The sequence below is a fragment of the Brevibacterium aurantiacum genome, from assembly GCF_003932995.1.
Taxonomy (GTDB): domain Bacteria; phylum Actinomycetota; class Actinomycetes; order Actinomycetales; family Brevibacteriaceae; genus Brevibacterium; species Brevibacterium aurantiacum.
Genome location: NZ_CP025333.1, coordinates 1,224,213 through 1,246,632 on the forward strand (window position 1 = coordinate 1,224,213; position 22,420 = coordinate 1,246,632).

At 62.9% G+C, this 22,420-nt stretch carries 21 protein-coding genes and 1 tRNA gene; 19 read left to right on the plus strand and 3 right to left on the minus strand.

Annotation, left to right across the window (positions count from 1 at the left end):
• Positions 1-244 precede the first annotated feature (244 nt).
• A complete protein-coding gene (locus CXR25_RS05660; protein ID WP_164513947.1) occupies positions 245-1,381 on the plus strand; it encodes an NAD(P)/FAD-dependent oxidoreductase in 1,137 nt (378 codons plus the stop codon).
• A gap of 21 nt (positions 1,382-1,402) precedes the next feature.
• Positions 1,403-2,650 carry an MFS transporter gene (locus CXR25_RS05665; protein ID WP_241212391.1) on the plus strand — a complete coding sequence of 416 codons (1,248 nt, stop codon included), beginning with the start codon at positions 1,403-1,405 and terminating at the stop codon, positions 2,648-2,650.
• 60 nt (positions 2,651-2,710) lie between these two features.
• Here the strand turns inward: CXR25_RS05665 and CXR25_RS05670 are convergent, their stop codons facing one another.
• Positions 2,711-3,922 (minus strand): serine hydrolase domain-containing protein, encoded by a 1,212-nt coding sequence (locus tag CXR25_RS05670; protein WP_096160992.1) that lies wholly within the window; start codon positions 3,920-3,922, stop codon positions 2,711-2,713.
• A gap of 61 nt (positions 3,923-3,983) precedes the next feature.
• Complete coding sequence (locus CXR25_RS05675; RefSeq protein ID WP_101639278.1) at positions 3,984-5,735, minus strand: biotin carboxylase; 1,752 nt, start codon at positions 5,733-5,735, stop codon at positions 3,984-3,986.
• A 282-nt stretch (positions 5,736-6,017) separates the two neighbouring features.
• Here CXR25_RS05675 and CXR25_RS05680 point away from each other — a divergent pair, with 282 nt between their 5' ends.
• From CXR25_RS05680 to CXR25_RS05760, 17 genes are all read left to right on the plus strand, one after another.
• Positions 6,018-6,467 (plus strand): FAS1-like dehydratase domain-containing protein, encoded by a 450-nt coding sequence (locus tag CXR25_RS05680; RefSeq protein WP_069599766.1) that lies wholly within the window; start codon positions 6,018-6,020, stop codon positions 6,465-6,467.
• Positions 6,464-6,907: a MaoC family dehydratase gene (locus tag CXR25_RS05685; RefSeq protein ID WP_096160994.1), complete on the plus strand. Its 444-nt coding sequence runs from the start codon at positions 6,464-6,466 to the stop codon at positions 6,905-6,907. The genes CXR25_RS05680 and CXR25_RS05685 overlap by 4 nt, the downstream gene beginning before the upstream one ends.
• A complete protein-coding gene (locus CXR25_RS05690; RefSeq protein WP_069599768.1) occupies positions 6,904-7,983 on the plus strand; it encodes a UDP-N-acetylmuramate dehydrogenase in 1,080 nt (359 codons plus the stop codon). Before CXR25_RS05685 ends, CXR25_RS05690 begins: the two co-directional genes overlap by 4 nt.
• The gene (locus CXR25_RS05695; protein WP_226830370.1) at positions 7,980-9,674 is read left to right on the plus strand and encodes a metallophosphoesterase family protein; all 1,695 of its coding nucleotides are present in this window, start codon (positions 7,980-7,982) and stop codon (positions 9,672-9,674) included. The genes CXR25_RS05690 and CXR25_RS05695 overlap by 4 nt, the downstream gene beginning before the upstream one ends.
• 126 nt (positions 9,675-9,800) lie before the next feature.
• Positions 9,801-9,873 (plus strand) — tRNA-Trp (locus tag CXR25_RS05700).
• 98 nt (positions 9,874-9,971) lie between these two features.
• Positions 9,972-10,247, plus strand: coding sequence for a preprotein translocase subunit SecE (gene secE / locus CXR25_RS05705; RefSeq protein ID WP_009883598.1), 276 nt, complete (start codon positions 9,972-9,974; stop codon positions 10,245-10,247).
• Positions 10,248-10,341: 94 nt separating this feature from the next.
• The gene (gene nusG, locus CXR25_RS05710; RefSeq protein WP_114384601.1) at positions 10,342-11,250 is read left to right on the plus strand and encodes a transcription termination/antitermination protein NusG; all 909 of its coding nucleotides are present in this window, start codon (positions 10,342-10,344) and stop codon (positions 11,248-11,250) included.
• 207 nt (positions 11,251-11,457) lie between these two features.
• Positions 11,458-11,895 carry a 50S ribosomal protein L11 gene (rplK, locus tag CXR25_RS05715; protein ID WP_069599770.1) on the plus strand — a complete coding sequence of 146 codons (438 nt, stop codon included), beginning with the start codon at positions 11,458-11,460 and terminating at the stop codon, positions 11,893-11,895.
• Positions 11,896-11,959: 64 nt separating this feature from the next.
• Complete coding sequence (gene rplA / locus CXR25_RS05720; protein ID WP_069599771.1) at positions 11,960-12,658, plus strand: 50S ribosomal protein L1; 699 nt, start codon at positions 11,960-11,962, stop codon at positions 12,656-12,658.
• A 178-nt stretch (positions 12,659-12,836) separates the two neighbouring features.
• The gene (locus CXR25_RS05725; protein WP_101557440.1) at positions 12,837-14,102 is read left to right on the plus strand and encodes a helix-turn-helix domain-containing protein; all 1,266 of its coding nucleotides are present in this window, start codon (positions 12,837-12,839) and stop codon (positions 14,100-14,102) included.
• 172 nt (positions 14,103-14,274) lie between these two features.
• On the plus strand, positions 14,275-15,798 hold the full coding sequence (exaC, locus tag CXR25_RS05730; RefSeq protein ID WP_096158447.1) for an acetaldehyde dehydrogenase ExaC: 1,524 nt from the start codon (positions 14,275-14,277) through the stop codon (positions 15,796-15,798).
• An 85-nt stretch (positions 15,799-15,883) separates the two neighbouring features.
• Positions 15,884-16,903 (plus strand): alcohol dehydrogenase AdhP, encoded by a 1,020-nt coding sequence (gene adhP, locus CXR25_RS05735; protein ID WP_009883592.1) that lies wholly within the window; start codon positions 15,884-15,886, stop codon positions 16,901-16,903.
• Between the two features lie 405 nt (positions 16,904-17,308).
• Entirely contained in the window at positions 17,309-17,842 is a 534-nt protein-coding gene (gene rplJ / locus CXR25_RS05740; protein ID WP_009883591.1) for a 50S ribosomal protein L10, read from the plus strand.
• A 57-nt stretch (positions 17,843-17,899) separates the two neighbouring features.
• Entirely contained in the window at positions 17,900-18,280 is a 381-nt protein-coding gene (rplL, locus tag CXR25_RS05745) for a 50S ribosomal protein L7/L12 (RefSeq protein ID WP_009883590.1), read from the plus strand.
• 172 nt (positions 18,281-18,452) lie between these two features.
• Positions 18,453-19,682, plus strand: coding sequence for a hypothetical protein (locus tag CXR25_RS05750; RefSeq protein ID WP_241212392.1), 1,230 nt, complete (start codon positions 18,453-18,455; stop codon positions 19,680-19,682).
• Positions 19,679-20,467, plus strand: a complete 789-nt coding sequence (locus CXR25_RS05755; RefSeq protein ID WP_125240460.1) for a hypothetical protein — start codon at positions 19,679-19,681, stop codon at positions 20,465-20,467. The genes CXR25_RS05750 and CXR25_RS05755 overlap by 4 nt, the downstream gene beginning before the upstream one ends.
• Positions 20,464-21,621: a hypothetical protein gene (locus CXR25_RS05760; RefSeq protein WP_096162997.1), complete on the plus strand. Its 1,158-nt coding sequence runs from the start codon at positions 20,464-20,466 to the stop codon at positions 21,619-21,621. Before CXR25_RS05755 ends, CXR25_RS05760 begins: the two co-directional genes overlap by 4 nt.
• On the opposite strand, the gene CXR25_RS05765 is transcribed toward CXR25_RS05760, so the two are convergent.
• On the minus strand, positions 21,593-22,405 hold the full coding sequence (locus CXR25_RS05765) for an MBL fold metallo-hydrolase (protein ID WP_114384603.1): 813 nt from the start codon (positions 22,403-22,405) through the stop codon (positions 21,593-21,595). The two genes, CXR25_RS05760 and CXR25_RS05765, sit on opposite strands and share 29 nt — an antisense overlap.
• Positions 22,406-22,420: the final 15 nt, after the last annotated feature.

The window sequence follows — 22,420 nt, forward strand, 5'->3', positions numbered from 1 at the left end:
CTGAGCCGAACCGCCATCACGCCCCGTCAGTCACTATTCCTCCCGCTGCACGTGTAGGAACAGTCACCGGCGGGGCGTGATGTGTTTCTGACGGTTGTGTATGGCACGGGCGGGAGGTATCGGCTCTAGCGGGAGGTATTGGCACGGGCGGGAGGGCGTAGGCTCGAGGTGTTCAACAGCCACCGTCCAAGGTGCGCACTGGTCAGAATCCAAGGTTCGCACTCGTCAAAGGAGACGCACTGCCGTGATCGACACATCAGCTCGGGTTGCCGTCATCGGCGGTGGAATCGCAGGCGCCTGCGTTGCCTTCGGATTGGCCTCACGAGACGTCAACGTCACCATCTTCGACGAGGCCATGGCCGGTCAGGCGACCGCTGCCAGCGCCGGCATCATCGCACCCTGGGTCTCGACGAGCACCGGCGCCTACTACGAAACCTATGCCGCCGGAGGCAGCTACTATCCCGAATTCCTCGACCGGCTCAGTGCGCTCGGCATCCCCGAGCTGGGGTACCGCAGATCCGGTGCACTCGTCGTCAACGAGGACCCCACAGCGCTCGCCGAGGCGGCCCGACTCATCCGTGAACGTGCCGCGGGTGCCGGGGCTGTCGCTGGCGAGGTCCATGACATGGACTCGGCGAATCTGCGCGAGATCTTCCCGCCGATCGCCCCGGATATGACAGGGCTGTTCATCTCCGGGGGCGGTCGAGTCGATGGGCGTACCCTGCGCGATGCCATCCTCACCGGAGCGAGGACCTATGGGGCCAGGCTGGTGCACGATTCGGCGAGAACCATCACCAGCGAACACGGCAGGTCCACGAATCCAAGCGGCACATGGAAGGTGGGGACCACCTCGGCGGTGGAGGACTTCGACGCCGTGGTCATCGCCGGTGGAGCGCGCAGCTCGGAGATCCTCGAGCACCTCGGGCACACGGTGGCGATCACCCCGCAGCGCGGGCAGCTCATCCACCTGAGCCTGCGCGGAGCCAACACCTCGCCGTGGCCGACGGTCCATCCGCTCGACCACCACTACATCACGCCCTTCGACGGCGGCAGAGTCGTCATCGGAGCCACCCGTGAGGACGGCGTCGGCTTCGACGTGCGCACCACGGCGGCCGGGCAGAAACAGGTCCTCGACGACGCCCTGAGAATTGCTCCCGGATTGGCCGAGGCCACGATCCTCGAGACACGAGTCGGCGTCAGGCCCATGTCCACACGACCCGGCGGGCTGCCCTATGCCGGAGCAGTCCCAGGGGCACCCGGTCTGTGGCTGGCCTCGGGCTTCGGCGCCGGGGGACTGACCATGGGACCGCTGATCGGCGATGGCTTGGCCGCAGCGATCCTCGGTCAGGAAGCACCCCAGATCGCCCACCTGGGGCTGTGACCATCTTGATAGCCTGAGTCCATGAGTGCGGTGCTGCCCCGAGCCTTTCGGTGGTTCTGGGCGGGCGAAACCGTCTCCGGTTTCGGCACCTGGATCACCTTCCTGGCCCTGCAGGTCATCGTCGTCGACCACCTGCACGCGGGCACCGTGGGCCTGGGGTGGATGAACGCGGCGAGGTGGCTTCCGTACCTGCTGTTCGGACTCGTGCTCGGTGCACTCATCGACCGCGTCCGACGTCGACCCGTCATGATCGCCAGCGACCTCTTCCGCGCTCTGCTGCTGTGCGCCATCCCGGCGCTCTGGGCGTTCGGAGTGCTCAGCCTGGGGCCGCTGCTCCTCATCGTGGCCCTGCTGGGTACAGCAACGCTGGTCAACGACAGCGCCTCGCAGGCATTCGTGCCCCGCCTCGTTCCGCGCGGCGGCCTGCAGGCGGCCCACGCGCGAATCGACGGCACGGACGCGGTTGCCCAGACAGCGGGGCCGGCTCTGGGCGGGGGACTGCTTGCCGTGATCGCGGCGCCGATCGCCGTCCTGGTCAATGTGGTGACCTATCTGTTCTCGGCCCTCGTCGTCTCCCGGATTCGAGTTGAAGAGCCGAGACTTCCCGACAAAGAGAATGTGGGCAAACCGAACCTGCGCAAGGAGATCGCGGCGGGACTGAAGTGGGTGTATTCGACGCCGAGCCTGCGTGACCTAGCGATCTGGACCCACGTCTGGTTCACTGCGCAAGCCATCCTCGCCGCAGTCAGCGCGGACTACTTCCTCAGAGTCATCGGCATCGACGCCTTTTGGTTCGGCATCGTCATGGCCGGAGGCGGGTTGGGCGGCATCGTCGGCGCACTGCTCTCGCCGCGGTTGGGGGAGTGGCATGGCAGCGGGCGAGTCGTCATCCTCGCTCACCTGTGCTCGGCCGCTGGTGCGCTCATCCTGTTTGCGGCCACACCGCTCGCGGGCCGACTACACGGCGACATTGGGTCAGTGGTCGTTCTCTTCGCCGGGGTAGGGCTGCACGGATTCGCCATCGGACTGAGCAACTCTCACGAGATGGCCTACCGACAATCGATCACGCCAGATTCCTTCCAAGCACGGACGAACACGACGATGCGCGCGATGAACCGGGCAGTCATCGTCGTCGTCTCACCGCTGGCAGGAATGCTCGCCGCAGTCACGAACACGCAGCTCCTGCTGGTCAGCGCCGCGATCATCTTCGCACTGAGTGCGATAGGCCTGTGGTTCTCTCCGTTTCGGACGGCCCGGATCGGCACCTGAGCCAGTCCGGCACCTGAGCCAGTCCGGTGCCGACCTGAGGTTCACACCGGGCTGGCCTGATCAGTCGACGACGGGTGCGCTGACCGACTTCGCCAGTGCGTCGAAGGCACGGATCGTGGGGAACAGCTTGCGCGCGTCCTGAGGCAGGCCCCAGCTGGAGAGCTTGACGCCGACGAAATTGGCTCCCGGGTTCATGTAGATCATCTGACCGTGGATGCCCAAGGCCAGGAAGGCATGCGAATCGGGGAACGGGAACCAGAACTGGTTGTGGTACATCCCACCGGGCATCCGATTGTCGTCAGGACCGTCGGCGAAGGCCTTTCTGATGTCAGCATCGCCGGTGAGCGTATCGCCGATCCACGAGGTCGGCACCACCTGTTCGCCTGTGAGCGAGGCACCGCGGTTCGCATACAGGTAGCCGAAGCGGGCCAGATCGCGCAGAGTGGTGTTGATGCCGCCGTCGAACATGCCCACGCCATACTGGTCGGTGGCGATGAGCGCATCGTGTTCGGCTCCGATCCGCGACCACAGCACGCGCGACATGAGAGTCTGCATGCTCTCGCCTGCGATCTTCTCGCACACCCAACCCAGCACATCGGTCTCACACGAACGGTATTCGTAGACGCCGCCGTGCTCGGATTTCGCCTCGAGCGTGGTCAGGAAGTCATACATTCCCGTGGGCTGTCCCGCGGGCTTCGTCTCCGACCAGCCGATCGCCTCTTCGATCTGCCTGACCTCGGACTTGGGGTCGAGGTAGTTCTCTGAGAACTTGATTCCCGAGCGCATGTCGAGGATGTGACGCACGGTGGCTCCGGCGTAGCCCGAAGCGGCGAGTTCGGGTACGTAGTCGGTGACCAGCCGGCTCGGATCGAGATCGCCGGCCCCGGCAAGCACCCCGGCCACGGTGCCGACGAGCGATTTGCTCACAGACATCAGCAGATGCTCGGTGCCCGGACCCATCGTGGAGAAGTACTCCTCGGTCAGGACCGTGCCGTTGTGCATGACCAACCAGGCATCCGTGTCGCTGGCCTCGATGACGCTGCGCACGCTGCGAGCCTCGGAGAACTCAGTCTTCGGGACCTCGACGCTGCCCAGATCCTGCAGATCCGCAGGCAGCTGAGCCACTGGCCCGGTCCCACGCGAGATCGGCGTCGTGGGCAGCACCTGATCGACGTGCTGGAACGACCAGCGGACATTGTCGGCATCCTGCCAGTTGTCCTTGTCGATGACAGGGGCGTCGGGCACAGTCTGGTCCGGCGACGTCTCAGTCACTCTTCACCTCTTTGCAGTCGTTTCGGGAAGTCCGTGATGAGATTATCACCACAGGAAGATGTCAATCGCCCTTGGCGCCCGGGCCACCCAGCGCCGGAGACGGATCCTCAGCCGCGACGGGAACACCTGCGTACATCGCTCGAACGGAGTCGATGAAGTGCTTGGCCCTGATGCTCAGGGCGTTCGGCCCTCCGGCCTTCGTCTGCAGCGGGTTCTTGGTCACGAGCACGCCGAGGTCGGCGCCCTTCCACCGGTATTCGCCGGCTCCGTAGATGCGCAGGAAGAACACCTCGTTGCCGTTCTGCAGGGGGTGCCAGTCAAGCGCGGCACGCTTGTATGTCAGGGTCCCGAACTGGTCGAGATAGTACTGACCGGTCAGCGGCGAGTGCGTGATGTACTCGGTGATGTCAGCGGTCTCCTTGATGACCATCTGGCTCCACTCATCGGCTCCGGAGAGCTCCTCCCAACGCTCGTTGATCTCATCGATGTCGAGATCGAATTCGACGTCGAGGTACTCAAGCAGGTGGAACAGGAACAGCGGGACGTCGGCATAGGCGCCGGCCGTGACGTTCGTGATCGCCGAGGCGCCGGAGATCCGCGGATTGAGCTCGCCGAGCCAGACATCGTCGGTATCGAGGTCGACGAGCACATCGACTTCGAAGAAGCCGCGGTAGCCGCGCTTGCGCAGCCCCTCACCCATGCGCCGGACCAGTTCCCTGGCCCGTGTGCGCTGGTCTGCGGTGAGCACATCTGGGGTCATCTCGTTGCCGCACCAACCGCCCTTGTACGGCGTGAGCTCGGCGAAGCCTGCCAGCTCGGTGAGGAACGGGCCGACGACAACTCCGCTGCTGGTGATCACGGCTTCCACCGCCACCGGGGTGTTGTTGATGCGCTTCATGATCTTCAGCTGCTGGCCGATGATGTCGTGCTTGTGACGGTTCCAATCCGCCTCGGCGGCGATGAAGAACGTCGTCTTCCCCGAATCGCCGTACGGGGTCTGGACGACGAGGTCGGTGCCCAGATCCTCCTTCTTCGCCTCTGCGTTCAGCTGTGCATAGGTATCGGCTGTGGTGAGCACGTTGGGCACGGAGAAGGCACCGGCTTCGTTGCCGAGCTTCGTCGTCTCGATCTTCGAATCGAGCTGATTGCGCAGATCCGCGGAGGGCAGGATCAGGTCGTAGCCGAGTTCACGGCAGATGCGTTCGGTCTCCTCATCGAAGAAGACCATGGCCACCTTCGGCCTCTCTCCGTGGGGCACGTTCGCCGTCATATGGGCACGCACCTCGGCGTTGAGGAGGAGCCAGTTGTTGATCGCCTCGCCGCTGTCGAATTCGACGAACGGCTTGTACCGAGGGGAGAAGACGCGCGGGTGCCCGCCGTCCCAGCCGTCGTAGTACGTGATGTAGGAGAAGTTGCGAACCCACCGGTCGAGACCGAGGAGGTTGAACGGGGTTGCGCCGATGAAGTAGATCGGTGTGATGTTGGTGCGGAAGAAGTGGCGGACCTCGGAGATATTGCGCAGGGGGCGGCGGATCTGGACCCGTTCTGCCTCCTCGCCAGCGTAGGCGGCATCGGTGCCGACATGGACCTCGACATCAGCCGGATCCGGCGCCGAGGTGGCAGCCGGGGCAGGCGCAGACGCGACCTGAGGGCGAGCTTCGGCCGTATTGAGACCGTGTCCTGTGCTGGGAACTGCGACGGCGTCCTTGACCACGCGCTTGTTCGTGCTGGTTCCTGAACCGGTCTGCGGGCTCGGCACGTCCTTGTTCCCAGCTGTCTTCGACGCGGTTGAGTCTGCAGGGTTGTTCGTCATCGCACTACTCCTTGTGAATACATCTGGCCTCACTGCTCGCAGTCACCTGAGCCGTCCGTCCGCGTCATCGCGGTGATGATTCGGAAGCCGAACGTCAAACGTGATGTGGACAACAACTTATACCAGTTTTCGGGGGCTGAGGACGATCGTGCACCAATTGAGTGAACCCGATGCGAATTCGTGGTCAATTCCGTGGTGGGAACCACCGGCCGGGAGAATTCCCCTCCCATGAGGGCAGGCCGCTAGGCTGGGATCACGACGTCTTATCGAAAGAGAGCCACTATGCCGGTGAATACCGATAAGCAGGGGACCAGCTACTCCCTGCCCCGCCCCTACGAGGTGTCGCGGGAGGCCGTCGCGGAATTCGCGTTGGCCACCAATGCCACGGCCGACTACCACTTCGAGACCGAGGCGGCGACCGCCCTGGGCTATCACGACGTCGTGGCACCGACGACGTTCGCGGTGATCATCGCGCAGAAGTCCGAAGCGGCCTACATCAGCGATCCCGAGTCCGGCATCGACTTCTCCAAGGTCGTCCACGGTTCGGAGCAGTTCAGCATCACCCGGCCCATCGTCGCCGGCGACTCCCTGACCGCCACGACCCATGTCGACGGCGTGCGCGCCGCGGGCAGCAACGCCATGATCACCACCCGCACCGAGATCACCGACGCAGCGCAGCAGCCGGTCGTGACCGTGACCTCGACCATCGTCGTGAGAGGAGACGGAGAATGAGCGTCAACGATCTCTCCCAACTGACCATCGGAGACACCGTCGTCGAAGCCGAGATCCCCCTGTCACGGGCCTCGCTCGTCGACTACGCAGGCGCCTCGGGCGATCACAACCCGATCCACTGGTCTGAACGCTTCGCCACCGAGGTGGGCCTTGACGGAGTCATCGCCCACGGCATGCTCTCGATGGCCGTCGTCATCGCCCCCGTCGTCGAATGGGTCGGCGACCCGGGCGCGATCGTCGACTACCGGACACGCTTCTCCGCGCCGGTGCTCGTCCCCGACGCCGAATCCGGCACGCCGGCCACACCCACGGCCACACTGTCGATGACCGCAGTCGTCGGAGCCGTCGACAGCGCAGTGGGCACCGCCCGCATCGACGTCACGGTGAAGTCCGGAGACCAGGATGTGCTCAGCCGCACCCAGATCCGAGTCTCACGGTGACCTCGGAGCTGGCAGACTTCACGACGTTCCACCTCGGCGGCCCTGCAGTGAATCTGCATATCGCGGAGACCCGGGACGAGCTCGTCGAATTCTCTCGTGACCATCCCCTGAGCCTCTCGGCTCGTGAGAACGCCGATGTCCTCTTCATCGGCGGCGGGTCGAACCTGCTCATCTCCGACGACGGCTTCGCAGCCGACGTGTGCGTGGTCGCCACCAAAGGTGTGACGATGACCGAGACCTCGGAGACGGAGACCCGTGTGACCGCCGAGGCGGGGGAGAACTGGGACGAATTCGTCGCCTTCACCCTCGACCGCGGTCTCGCCGGCCTCGAAGCCCTGTCAGGTATCCCCGGCTCCGTCGGGGCAACCCCGATCCAGAACGTGGGCGCCTACGGGACCGAGGTCGCCGAGCTCATCACCTCGGTCGAGGTCTTCGATCGCCTCGCCGGCCAAGTCCGCCACCTCAGCGCCGTCGAACTCGAGTTCGGCTACCGCACCTCGGCACTCAAACGTGCACAGCAGAGAACGGGCAGCGCCCAGTACCTGGTGCTGTCGGTGACCTTCGACCTCCACCGCAGCCCGGACTCCCTGCCCGTGCGATACGCACAGCTCGCCTCGGCGCTGGACGTCGAGATCGGGGACACGGTGCCGGCCACCCAGGTCCGCTCCAGTGTGATCTCCCTGCGCAGGTCCAAGGGCATGGTCGTAGATCCAGGCGACCATGACACCTGGTCAGCAGGATCCTTCTTCACCAACCCAATCGTCGATGACCCAGCCACGCTGCCCGCCGAGGCACCGCGGTACCCGGTCACGGACCCGCTGAGCGGGTCGACGATCGAGGGGCAGACGAAGACCTCGGCCGCCTGGCTGATCGAGCATGCGGGATTCTCCAAGGGCTTCAGCGTCGGGGCCGGTCGGGCAAGCCTGTCGACCAAGCACACCCTGGCGCTGACGAACCGCGGTGCTGCCGAGACGAACGACGTGCTCGAGTTGGCGCGGACCGTCGTCGACGGAGTCAATGAGAAGTTCGGCATCGTCCTCGAGCCCGAACCGACGTTCATCGCCTGCTCTCTTTGAACCGGTTGTCTCCCGTGTCGTCTCGTCGGAGAACCGCAGCGCTGCTCATCCTCATGGCTGTGGTCGCAGTCGTGACCCTGCCGTGGGCGCTGTTCTCTGCGCGAGCAGATCTCAGCTTCGGTCCTCACGAGGCCCGTTATCAGATCACCGCCGACTCTCGGCTGACCGTAGACTTCGGGCCCCTTGGCAAGCTGCTCATCCCCGCGGATGAGTATCTACCGCTGGGGCTCGGGCTCACCGTCGACATCGGACAGATCCCTGTCCCTGGAGCCGCTGACGACGACTCTCACGCCGGTGCCTCTGAGCGGCGATCCGATCGAGGCTCCTCCGAGGGATCAGACGGTGCCGGACCGGATGCGGGCGTCGGGGGAGGGGCAGTCGATGCGCTGGGCGGCGACATCGCCTCCTACGCCTCCCTGTTCTCGGCACCGCAGGCGCAGGTCGACGAGATCGTCAACGGACTCACGACCGCGATTCTGGCCCGCTGGGCCCTGGCCGTGTGCATCATCAGCGGTGTGGTCGTGGCCACGGCGTTCGTCCTCGGCCCCGCTCGACTGGCCGGAATCGGCAGAGCCTTCGTCGGCAAGGAACTCATCAGCATCGGACTGGTCACGGTCCTCGTCCTGGCCAGCGTGGGCACAGCGGTCCTCACCAGACCCAAGCCCCTCGTCGCCGACCCCGCTTTCGACGGCACTCCGCTGGCGGGTGCCCAGGTCACGGGCCGCCTCGGCGGGGTCATCGATACCGCGTTCACCGCGGTCAAAGACTTCTCTGAGGACAACGACGCCTTCTACGATCAGGTGCTGGCCAACCTCAACGAACAGTGGCGCACGCGCCCTCTGACAGGCAATTGGTCGGATCAGGGAATGGTCCCGCCTGCCCGGGGAACAGCCCAGGAGACGAACGCCGACGTGTCCACGTTCGTGTTCGGCTCTGATCTGCACTGCAATATCGGCATGGCCCGGGTCGTCGGCGCTGTGTCCCGAATGAGCCACGCGGACGCGTACATCGACGGGGGAGATGTGACGATGACGGGCACCTCGGCGGAGAACTACTGCCTCGACGTGCTCGATGACGAACTGCCCGAGAAGCTGCCGCGGATGATCGTCAAAGGCAACCACGACTCCACCGAGACCACGAGCCACGCGCGCAGCAAAGGCTGGAAGGTCCTCGAGGATTCGAGCGCGGAGATGAGCGGGGTGACGTTCTTCGGCGGCCCCGACCCCAGACGCACCGTGTTCGGATCCGGCCCGCAGCTCGAGACGGATCTCACCGCCGACCAGTACGCGCAGAAACTCAACGACGAAGCCTGCGCCAGCGACTTCGACATCATGCTCATCCACGATGCACGGGTCGGGGCGCCGTCCCTGCGCTCCGGATGTGCCCACTACAGCCTCAGCGGACACTGGCACCGACGGGTCGGCCCTGAGACCTTGGGCAGCGGAGTCCGATATGTGAGTTCGACGACAGGAGGGGCACTGGCGAACGCACTGACCCCGGGGCCGCTGAAGATGGTCGCGGAGCTGAGCATCGTGCGCGTGGACAACAAGACCAAACGGCCCATCGACGTCCAGATCGTCACGGTCAGCCCCGACCAGGCGGTCACGATCGAACCTTGGAAGACCTTCCCGGAACCGGTGCCGCTCATCGCTCGGCCGCCGCAGGAACAGCCCGCCGCAACCGAGGAATAGGGGCAGTGACGATCGAATTTCGGCAGCTCTCGGTGGCCGGTTCGACTAACGGCGGTCACAGACGGTATGCTCGTTTCTCGTGGTTGGACACGACTCGGGGAACACGAATCGAGGGTGTCGAATCGAAGGGGTGTGGCGCAATTGGTAGCGCAACGGTCTCCAAAACCGTAGGTTGCAGGTTCGAGTCCTGTCACCCCTGCGCAGTTGATATCTGCTTGAGTCATATCGGCGTAACGCCGTCCTCGACGGGCTTGAACAATTGTGCTGTCCCAATGGAAACCGACCGAGTGAGGATGTGTGAGCGACACACCGGCAAAGAAGACTGGAGATACGCCCAAGGGCGCCAGTCGTAAGCAGCTCGGGTTCTTCGGACGAATCCTGCAGTTCTTCCGCGAAGTCATCGCGGAGCTGAAGAAGGTCGTCACCCCGACACGTAAGCAACTGGTCAATTACACCCTGGTTGTGCTGGGCTTCATCCTCTTCATGATGCTTCTCGTGGTGGTCCTCGACCTCGTGTTCGGCAAGCTCGTCGGATTCGTCTTCGGCGGAACACCCCTGTGGCCATTGTGGTGAATCACCAACAACGGTGATCACTAGGATTTCAAACACGTTGCAGACCCTTCACTCCCATATGGGAATCACTACACGCGAAGCGAGGAATTGATCGGTGTCGGATACCAGTTCACCTGAGCAGGAAACCCCTGAGACACAGAACGCCACTCCAGAGGAGTCGAGCGTTGCACCAGTGGTGGAAGACGTGGACAACGAAACCTCCGCTGTGAGCGCCGACGACGCACAGGTCGAAGACGCTTCTGCTGAGGAAGCCCCGGTCGCCGAGGCTGCCTCCACTGAGGACGCAGTCGACGAGGTCGTCGCAGACGATGCCGACACCGATTCAGAGTCGGATTCCGACGAAGAGTCCGAGTCCGACGAAGACGGTGCCGCAGCCGACGAGGTCGACCCGGCCGAAGAGTTCAAGTCGGAACTGCGGATGCAGGAGGGTGACTGGTACGTCATCCACTCCTACGCAGGCTACGAGAACCGCGTCAAGCAGAACCTCGAGAACCGTGCGATCAGCCTCAACCTCGAAGAGTTCATCTTCGAGTCCCAGGTGCCGATGGAAGACGTCGTCGAGATCAAGAACGGCCAGCGCAAGCAGGTCCGTCGAGTCCGCATCCCGGGCTATGTGCTCGTACGTATGGAACTCACCGACGAGTCCTGGGGCGCGGTCCGTCACACTCCCGGTGTGACCGGATTCGTGGGCAACGCCTACGACCCGACGCCTCTGTCCATCGATGAGGTCTTCACGATGCTCGCTCCGATCTTCGAAGAGCGTCAGGCCGAAGCCGCCGCCGCTGAAGGTGTGCAGGCTGAGCAGGCAGCGAAGTCCGCCCCCATCACCGAGGTGGAATACGAGGTCGGCGAGTCCGTCCTCGTCAAGGAAGGTTCGTTCGAGGGCCACCCCGCAACGATCCAGGAGATCCGTCCGGAATCGCAGAAGCTCACCGTGCTGCTGTCGATCTTCGAGCGTGACGTTCCCGTTGAGCTCAGCTTCGACCAGGTGTCCAAGCTCTGATCTGATTGTCAAAGCGCGAAAGGGCCCGGTGAATTCCGGGCCCTTTCGCACATTCACACTCAGTGATGCCTGTCACCGACATTTGCTCCGGGGTCTGCAGGCATGGAATACTGGTGTGGTTTGATCTCGGCTCTCATCGGAAGCTGTTTTCAGACGATGCGCCGTATTTCTCTGGCACATCGAAACTATCAAGATTAAGGACCGTATATGCCTCCCAAGAAAAAGGTAGCCGGCCTCGTCAAGCTCCAGATTCAGGCAGGTGCCGCTAACCCGGCTCCTCCGATTGGTCCGGCGCTTGCCCAGCACGGCGTCAACATCATGGAATTCTGCAAGGCTTACAACGCCGCTACAGAGTCCCAGCGCGGGAACATCGTTCCCGTTGAGATCACTGTGTTCGAAGACCGTTCGTTCACCTTCATCCTCAAGACCCCACCGGCTGCAGAACTCATCAAGAAGGCTGCAGGCGTGAAGTCGGGATCGGCTACTCCACACACCGACAAGGTTGCTCACCTGAGCGCCGACCAGGTTCGCGAGATCGCCACCACAAAGATGCCCGACCTCAACGCCAATGACCTGGATCAGGCTGACCGCATCATCGCTGGCACCGCTCGCTCCATGGGCGTGACCACCGACATCGAGGTCTGAGACCAGACATTTCACTGTGGTAGGGCTCGCGCAGCCCGCACCACGACTGCAAGGAGAGAAGCAGATGGCAAAGCGTTCAAAGGCCTACCAGGCCGCGGCAGAGAAGATCGCCGCAGATGTGACATACGAACCGGCTCAGGCAATCGCCCTGGCCAAAGAGACCACAGTGGCGAAGTACGACGCCACCGTTGAGGTCGCCCTCCGCCTGGGTGTTGACCCACGTAAGGCGGATCAGATGGTGCGCGGCACCGTCAACCTTCCGCATGGTACCGGTAAGACCGCTCGGGTCCTGGTGTTCGCTGCCGGCGACCGTGCAGAAGCTGCTCGTGAAGCAGGTGCCGACTTCGTCGGTTCCGATGACCTGCTGGAGAAGGTGGCCAATGGCTTCACCGACTTCGACTCGGCTGTGGCCACCCCTGACATGATGGGCAAGGTCGGACGTCTGGGTAAGGTGCTGGGTCCCCGTGGCCTGATGCCGAACCCCAAGACCGGCACCGTGACCATGGATGTCGCCAAGGCCGTGACCGAGATCAAGGGCGGAAAGATCGAATTCCGCGTTGACAAGCACTCGAACCTGCATTTCATCATCGGAAAGGTCTCCTTCTCCGAGGAAGCACTGCAGGCGAACTTCGATGCTGCCATCGAAGAGATCGTGCGTCTGAAGCCTAGCTCCTCGAAGGGCCGCTACATTTCGAAGGCAACCGTGACCACATCGAACGGTCCTGCCGTTCCGATCGACGGTTCGTCGATGCGCGTGGTCTGATCCCTGTGAGGGATTGAACCGCACACAGCGAGACTGGGCGGGAAGTGAGACTCTCACTTCCCGCCCTTTCTGTTGTCGAAGAGCCGGAGCGGTCTTGCCCGGATGAGGTATCGCGGATAGATTATGATCACCGACGACCACTGTGTGACAACTGCCGATGGGGGTGGACAGCTCCGCCATGCATTCGACTCCGTTGCTTCGCGATGACTATCAGCGCATTGTTCGCCGCGCCCATGACAATTTGGCGTCACTGACCGCACAGGAGACCTCGGGTCCCGGTGTCCGCCCGGCCGTCCTTGAGTCCTGGAACCGATCGCTCGGTCGTCTGCGCGATCCGGCCGGAGTGCGTGTGCGCATGGCCTATGAGGCGGATCAGCTCGCCGAGGTGAGGCGCCGTCATCCGTTCCACTCCATCATGGGCCTGCTGCAGTCGCATCTGATCGAACCAGCCAAGGAGGCAGGGCTGCTCGTGGCGCTCGGTGATGAGCAAGGGCGTCTGCTGTGGGTCGAGGGTGAACGAGCCGTCCGGAATCGTGCCGAGTCGATGGGCTTCGTGCCGGGCACCGACTGGTCGGAAGACGTTATGGGGACCTCGGCCCCCGGACTCGCTCTGCGCTCGGGCAGTGCCGTGCAGATCAGTCAGGCCGAGCACTTCTCCGCAGAGGTGCACTCGTGGAGCTGCAGCGCAGTGCCGGTGAGCCATCCGCTGACCGGTCAGGTCCTGGGGATCATCGACGTCACCGGCGGTGATGACGCGGTATCGTCCATTGTCCTGCCGTTGCTGAATTCCACGGCACAGGCCGCGGGAGTCGGTTTGTCGAAGCTCTACGCCCCGGGCTCCGGCGGGCAGTCTCCTGCCGGTGCTGGTGCCTATCTCGAAGTCACCAGGTCCCGTCCTCAGCTCTCGAGCCCTGACGGCACCCGAATCACGCTGTCGGGACGACATGCTGAGATCCTGTTGCTCCTGGCGCGCAACCCCGGCGGCATCAGCAGCGCCGGGCTCGCCGATCGGCTATGGGCGCTCGGCGGAAGTGAAGTCACGGTCCGGGCGGAGATTGCGCGGCTGCGCAGAACGATTGACGACCTCGGCGACCTGCGGCTCGATGCCCGCCCCTACCGGCTGCGAGGAGACATCGACAGCGACGTCGAACGCACGCATCGGGGCCTGGCTCAAGGCGACGTGGAGACGGCGCTCAACTTCTATCAGGGGCAGGTGCTGCCCGATTCCAACGCCCCTGGAATCCGGGAGATCGGTGCTGAGCTGCAGGCGCTGATTCGGGAGAGCCTGCTGCAGAACGGGACCTGGCAGCAGCTGTGGCGCTATGCGGGATTGGCCGAAGCTCGCGAGGATTCGGAAGTGCTGATGTCGGTGCTGCGCCTGGCCCCACCCGAAGCACCCGAACGCAATGCGGCCGTCGTGCGACTCGAAGCTCTCGGATACTGACGCTGATGGTGCTCGACAAGGCTTTCGGAAGGGCCGCGGACGCATCGCGATAGGGGCTCAGACAGACAGGCCTGTATGTGTGATGCAACCCACTTGCAACGTTGCCTTGCGTAGCGTGTGGAGCAATCGGAGACAGACATCCGATCGCCGCATACGCATCAAAGGAGTTGCAATGACTGTTTACGCTCAGCCTGGTCAAGACGGATCGCTCGTCACCTTCAAATCACGGTATGAGAACTTCATCGGCGGACAGTGGGTCGCTCCCGTCAACGGGAACTATTTCGAGAACCCGACACCGATTACGGGCAAAGCGTTCTGCGAAGTGCCCGCCAGCACCGCAGAAGACATCGAACTCGCACTCGACGCCGCCCACAAGGCGGCTCCCGCCTGGGGCAAGACCTCGCCCGCGGAGCGCGCCGTGATCTTGAACAAGATCGCTGACCGGATCGAGGAGAACCTCGAGATGATCGCGGTGGCGGAGACTTGGGACAACGGCAAGGCAGTCCGCGAATGCCTCAACGCCGACATTCCTCTGGCCATCGATCATTTCCGCTACTTCGCCGGGGCGATCCGGGCGCAAGAGGGCGGCCTCTCGCAGATCGATGACGACACGGTGGCCTATCACTTCCATGAGCCGCTCGGCGTGGTCGGCCAGATCATTCCCTGGAACTTCCCGATACTCATGGGCGTGTGGAAGATCGCCCCAGCGTTGGCAGCAGGCAATGCCATTGTCCTCAAGCCTGCCGAACAGACTCCGGCCTCGATCCTCGTCCTCATGGAACTCATCTCGGACCTGCTTCCCGATGGAGTCCTCAACGTCGTCAACGGCTTCGGCCTCGAAGCGGGCAAGCCCCTGGCATCGAACAAGCGGATCTCGAAGATCGCGTTCACCGGTGAGACGACCACGGGCCGCCTCATCATGCAGTACGCCTCGCAGAACATCATCCCGGTCACCCTGGAACTCGGTGGTAAGTCCCCGAACATCTTCTTCGATGACGTCAATGCCAAGGATGACGCCTACTGGGACAAAGCCCAGGAAGGCTTCACCATGTTCGCCCTCAACCAGGGCGAGGTCTGCACCTGCCCGTCCCGTGCACTGGTCCAGGAATCGATCGCCGATCCCTTCCTCGAGGCGGTTGCGGAACGGGCGAAGAGGATCGTGCAGGGCAACCCTCTCGACACCGACACGATGATGGGTGCGCAAGCCTCGAACGACCAGTTCGAGAAGATCATGTCCTACCTCGACATCGGAAGGCAGGAGGGCGCCGAGGTGCTCACCGGTGGAGCCCGGGCGGACCTCGGCGGGGACTTGTCCGGCGGCTATTACGTGCAGCCGACCATCTTCAGGGGCAACAACAAGATGCGAATCTTCCAGGAGGAGATCTTCGGCCCTGTCGTCTCGGTAGCCACCTTCAGTGACTACGACGACGCCATCTCCACCGCGAACGACACTCTCTACGGATTGGGTGCCGGAGTCTGGTCGCGCAATGGCAACACCGCCTACCGCGCGGGCCGCGACATCCAGGCAGGTCGTGTGTGGGTCAACAACTACCACGCCTACCCGGCGCATGCGGCCTTCGGCGGGTACAAGGCATCTGGCATCGGACGTGAGAACCACCTGATGATGCTCGACCACTACCAGCAGACTAAGAACCTGTTGGTCAGCTACTCGGAGAACGCCCAGGGCTTCTTCTGAGCAGAAACCGCTGCACCGCACCAGAAGTGCTGCGATAAGAGAGACCACCACAGAGATAGAGAACATCGTCACAAAGGAGCGAATGATGTCAGAGATGAAAGCAGCAGTAGTTGAGGGATTCGGACAGGATCTCGTCGTCGGAGACAACGAGATCCCCGAGCCCGGACCCGGCCAGGCATTGGTCAAACTCATCGCCTCGGGGGTCTGCCATACCGACCTGCACGCGGCACACGGCGACTGGCCGGTCAAACCGAAGGTTCCTCTCATCCCCGGCCACGAAGGTGTCGGAACGGTCGAGAAGGTCGGGCCCGACGTCACAGATGTCAAGGTCGGGCAGATGATCGGAAACGCCTGGCTGTGGAGCGCCTGCGGAACATGCGAGCACTGCCGTCAAGGGTGGGAGACGCTCTGCGAGCAGCAGGTCAACGGCGGTTACGGAATCGACGGATCGTTCGGTGAGTACATGCTCGTCGACACGAAGTTCGCCGCCATCATCCCGGAGGGGTCCGACCCATACGAGATCGCACCCGTGCTGTGTGCCGGCGTCACCGTCTACAAGGGACTCAAGCGCACCGAGGTGAAGCCTGGGCAATGGGTCGTCATCTCCGGCATCGGCGGGCTCGGCCACATCGCCGTGCAGTATGCGGTGGCGATGGGGATGCGCGTCATCGCCGTCGACGTCGCCGATGACAAGCTGGCGCTGGCGAAGAAGCACGGAGCGGAGATCACGGTCAATGCCTTTGCTGAGGAGCCGGCCGACATCATCCAGGAGAAGGTCGGAGGCTCACACGGAGTGCTTGTCACAGCGGTGCATCCGAAGGCATTCGGGCAGGCGATCTCGATGACCCGCCGAGGCGGCACGATCGTCTTCAACGGGTTGCCTCCAGGTGAGTTCCCGGCTCCCATCTTCGACATCGTCCTCAAAGGACTGACGATCCGCGGTTCGATCGTCGGCACCCGTCAGGACATGGTGGAGGCCTTGGAATTCTACGCAGCCGGCAAGATCCATCCGACCTACAGCAAGCGTCCGCTCGAGGACATCAACGCGATCCTCGATGAGATGATCCACGGCAAGATCGACGGCCGAGTCGTCATCGAATACTGACCCGCTCGCCGGCTCAGCCACCTTCCGGGCGCTGCGCAACCTGTCTGCAGGTTGCTCAGCGCCCGGAATGTTGCCAGGCTTGTCGTAGAGGTCGAGATCGGTAGAGGTCGAGATCGGCTGAGCGAGCGATGTGTTCAGCATCTCTGCGGTCGATTGGACTTGGCGCGAGCACCTTCGATAGACTTCAACTACCCAAGACCGTCGGTCTTTCCGGAATCTGCAGAATTCGCAATCGGATCCTGTTGCCCGGAAACGAAGACTCCAATGGAGTGACCCGCGCAGGTGAGCACGAGATTCTTCCGGTGAGTTCCTATGAACTCATCATCCGGAGCGTTTCACGCATACCTGCGTGGAGCGCTTTTTTGTTGTCGGGACACGATCGCACGACTTACGAAAGGAACTACCATGGCGAGGCCAGACAAGGCAGCCGCAGTAGAGGAGCTCAAACAGCAGTTTGAGAACTCCGATGCTGTGTTGCTGACCGAGTACCGCGGTCTCACCGTTGCGCAGATGAAAGATCTGCGCGTTTCACTCGGTGAGAACGTCAGCTACGCCGTGGTAAAGAATACGCTCACTGCTATTGCAGCCAAAGAAGCCGGAATCAACGACCTCGATGAGTTCCTCAACGGACCCACCGCGATCGCATTCGTCAACGGTGAACCACCAGAGGCTGCAAAGGCATTGCGTAACTTTGCCAAGGCGAATTCTCAGCTCGTATTGAAGGGCGGCTACTGGGATGGTGCCGTCCTCAGTGCTGAGAATGTCAACAAACTCGCCGACCTCGAACCACGCGAAGTGCTGCTTGCAAAGGCAGCTGGCGCAATGAAGGCAAGCCTCCACCAGGCGGCTTACCTCTTCACCGCTCCGATGGTCAAGGCCGTGCGCACTGTCGACGCTCTGCGCGAGAAGCAGGACAACGCTCCTGCCTCAGACGCCTGAGCAACACCCCATAAACCCGGTCACTCACCGTGACCACCAAAGGAAGGACTGGCCACCATGGCTAAGCTCACCCCCGAAGAGCTCATCGAAGGCTTCAAAGAGCTCACACTGATCGAACTCTCCGACTTCGTCAAGAAGTTCGAAGAGGTCTTCGAAGTTGAAGCTGCTGCACCTGCCGCTGCTGTTGCCGCTGCACCTGCTGCCGCTGCTGAGGCTGCCGAAGAGCAGACCGAATTCGACGTCATCCTCGAATCGGCCGGCGAGAAGAAGGTTCCTGTCATCAAGGAAGTTCGTGGGCTCACCTCCCTCGGACTGAAGGAAGCCAAGGACCTCGTCGACGGCGCTCCTAAGGCTGTCCTCGAAGGCGTGTCCAAGGACGCAGCCGAGAAGGCCAAGGAAACACTCGAGGGCGCGGGCGCAACCGTCACCGTCAAGTGATTTCGCTGGCAGCAGTCTGACTGCTGCCGCTTGAAAGAACCCCACAGCTGATGCTGTGGGGTTCTTTCTATCTGTGCTGCAGTGCCCGAGGCATGGGTGCTGGGCCGACAATGTTGCAGACTCGGAACCAATGAGGGCGGGTTCGGCAAGTGGCTCATATTAGTCTTGTCAGGTGACCGAAAGTCGACTGTTGGAAAAGCTGCGATCGCGCATCCGCTCAGCTTGGGATGACGATCCGCTGTTCATCGACCCGATCGTCGAACCGGGACTGACAGCGAACCAGCTGAGCGCACTGCGACGTGCCGCAGACGAAACCGAGAAGTCCGGCATTCCCTATTTCATCGCCATCGTGCCGAAGATGCGCGATACCGTCCGTAGTCGTGATGTCTGGGACAGATTCACGGCCAACCTCGCCTTCCGCGTCCACGAAGCCGGTCGTGCCGAGCAGAGCATCGTCCTGTTCACCATGGCGGAGTCCTCAGCGAAGACGTTCGCCTACGTCGTTGACGACAACGGACCCGCGATGCCTCCCGACTCAGCGATGTTTGCTCGATCGGCCAGCGACGACTTCCTGCCCCTCGAACTGTCCGTTCCCCATCATCTCCGTACCCTCGTTGCGACAGCGCAGGGGGAGGAGCTGCCGCCTCCGCCGGACTTCGACACTCGAGACGTCGGCGAACGCGATGAGGACTACATCGAAGCCACGGGCCTGGACAACGGCAACCCTGATGCGCTCGTATTCGGGGCGGCTGCCGTAACGGCACTCGGCCTGAGTGTGTGGCTGATGAGGCGCCGCGCCAAATATTCGTGGCGGACGAGCCTGACGACGAGCCCCGATCCGGTGAAGGACGAGCGATTGCCCCAACGTGTGGACGGCGCACTCGAACCGCTGCCCGAGCCGTCTGAGTCCGACGACGAGCTGTGGCGGATCTACGACCGCGGCAGACGAGTCCAGGACGCGTTGACAGCAATCATGGATGAGCATCCGGACTGGGCGGACGACAGTGATTTCTCCCACCGCTTCGGTGTGCAGAACCTGCTGACGACCCTCGAATGGGTGCGTAAGCGGCTGCGGGGGACCGCCTCGAAAAAGTCCGAGGCACCGCGGTTCTGCTTCCTCTTTCCCCACCATCGGCACGGGATCGAGAGATTCGCCCTGCGGCAGCGCGGAACCGCGGTCACGGTCGATCTGTGTGCGAAGTGCCGCAGCGAGATCAACGACGGACATGATCCCGAATGTCTCATGGTTCCTCAGCGGCCCGGAGCCAAGCGGTCGAAGCCCGTGCCGTACTTTCAGCGCAGTGACGTGTACGCAGTCGCCGGCTTCGGCAGCTTTCAACCTCTCGAGGATACCGTGCTCGACGCACACGGAGCTGTCTCTGCGAGAGGACGGCAGCGATGAGAACGTGGATGAGATGGACGCTGGCGCTGCTGGTCTTCGCCGCAGTGGTCGTCGGAACGACGATGTACAGCTCAGCGAAGTTCGACGAAGCGAAGTCTGCGCGGATCGAGGCGGAGAGTGGCGATCAGATCTCCGTCGACTCGATCTACTCGGATCGCGTCGCGAGCCGATACGATCCCGACTACGACAGAAGCCGCTACCAGCAGATTGCGAAGGCACTCGAGACGGACCCGGTCTTCATCGACGAATACCAGGTGGTCGGTGTCGAGGACTCCGAGCTGGCAGCAATTCGCAAGGAAGTCGGTGATCTCACAGAGCCGATCTACGTGGCGATTCTGACCACCTCGCAGCTCGACGCCGCAGACGGTGATGGCGAGCTCACCGCCGCCCGGATCGCGACAGAGCTCTCCGATGATCGTGCCACGGTGCTCGTCGCCAATGAGGTCCACGAGGACCTCGGCCACAAAGGAATCGTCCGCCAGCTCGACGATCCTCTGGAGCTCGACCATGATGCCACGGTCTCACGGCGAGCCCTCGACTATGTTCGGGCGCTGAAGTCCACCGAAGCAGAGGATGCCGAGTGTTCCTATGCGAGGATGATCGATGACAACGGCGATCCCATCGTCGTGGACGTGGACAACTCAAGCGATCCGCGCGACCTGACCTACCCCACGGGCGGAGGAGCCGTGGCAGGCATGGTCCTGGGACTCATCGTCGGAGGCGGAGTCGGCATCATCGGAGTTCTGATCTGGCGATCTATCGGAAAGAGGCTACTAGGACAGTGACAGTCGACGCAGAGCAGGTCGCGAAGGCGCTGCAGACCGATCCCGTCTACATCGAGGAGTCCTTGGCGGGGTCCCTCAATCCCGCCCTCATGGACAAAGCCGAGGCCACGATGGGCAATGTCGACTACGACGTCTACGTCATCGCCGTAGACCAGGATTTTCTCGACAGTGACCTCCTTGAGCAGATCAAGGTCTTCAACGGCGGTGAAGGCGTCTACGTCATGATCAACGGGGGCAGCGCTCTCACCGTCGATCAGCATTTCGAGGACCAGCACGAGCTGCAGATGCAGGTCATGGAACAGCTCTCGATTGCCCGCGACGAATGGAATGTGGGCACGCCGTCGACGACCAAGCTCAACACCCTCCTCGACCTCTATGCGGATCCGCAGACGAAGACCGAGGAGGAAGCCGGCACCGCACAGGAGGCTTCGGGCAGCGAAGTCCAGACTGTCGACGATTCGGGATCGTTCGCTCCGATGTTCCTCGGAATCGCCGTGCTGGTGTTGGCGATCGTGATCGCAGGAATCTGGTTCACACGATCATGGCGGCAGAGGTCGACGAAGAAGCGTTTGCGGATGAAGTATCAACTGCCGGACCGGCTGCTCGAACGGGTTGATTCTCTGCAGCGTCGGTCCCTGCGCGAGACGATCAATGCCGACACCACTCAGATCGCCGACGAGATCGATCGTCTGCAGACGCAGAACCTCGACGCACCCGATTCCGAGAAGGTGGAGAGATCCCTCGACGCCTATCAGATCGCACGCCGGATCGTCGACGACGAGGACTCCGAACGCATCGACCTGGCCGGAGCGATGGTTCTGCTCCGGCAGGCAGGACGAGAGATCGCCGAGGTGGGAGCGGGCAGGACGAAGAAGGCTGGGACACGGGGACGCAGCAAGCTCCCGCAGAGTCTGTGCACGATCAATCCGCTGCACGGAGAGGCACAGTCGACGACCCGCCTCGATGCCGATGGCACAGGGGTCCGGGTTCCCGTGTGCCGCAGCTGTCAGAACGATCGGCAGGCCGCCAACCAGCTGCAGTGGATCTTCGACGGTGACCGTCCCTATGTCGAAGGCGACAGCGTGTGGGCTCAGACGCTGTTCGGTGCCATCGGCTCAGACCTCGTCACCGCTCTGCACCGACAGGGAAGATGACCCGTTCGCGGGGGAGTGTGCGGTCATGGTCACCGGGCATGACACGGGCAGGCAGAGCCGCCTCGGCGTCGGCCTGATTCACCCGCAGCCCCTCGAGGTCCGCGAGCTGACGTTCGACGAATTCCCGGTCAACAGGCACCCCGTGACCGGGCACGAAGACGGTGGCCTCGGAAAACGACAGCAGCGTGTGCAAGCTGGTCACCCACTCACTCAGTGAGGCATCATTGCCAGCCTGCGGGGGATCGCCCTCCTCGATCAGGTCACCGGCGAACACGATCCCCTGATCGATCAGGCGCACGACGAGATCCGCTGTGGAATGCCCGCCCAGCACATGGAACTCGACCCGACATTCACCGAGATCGATCCCCGAATCTGCTCCGGGCGCATCGACGGGGGAGACGTCGACGAGGAGGTCGCCGGGATCCTCGGGCAGCTCGGCGGCGAACTCCGCGGTCTCGGGTGCATTGCGGACGGCGTCGAGGGCGATCCACGCGCTCGCCTCCTGATCTCCTGCGAAGGACTGAGAACCGTGGAAGGTCTCAGCCCCTGCTGCGGCCAGGGTGGCGTTGCCGAAGAAATGATCCCAATGGTCGTGAGTGATGACGGCCGCAAGAGGATTGACACGGCCGGTGGCCTCGAGGCTCAGCTGCTGTGCCCTGGCCGCCAGCTGCTTCGCGGCGCTGGGCCCGGGGCCCGAGTCGACGATGAGGCTGGCGTTCGAGCCGGTGATGATTCCGCAGTTGACTGCGGCCGGATTCTGGGAGAGAACACTGACATTGACCATGTTCGAAGTCTAGAA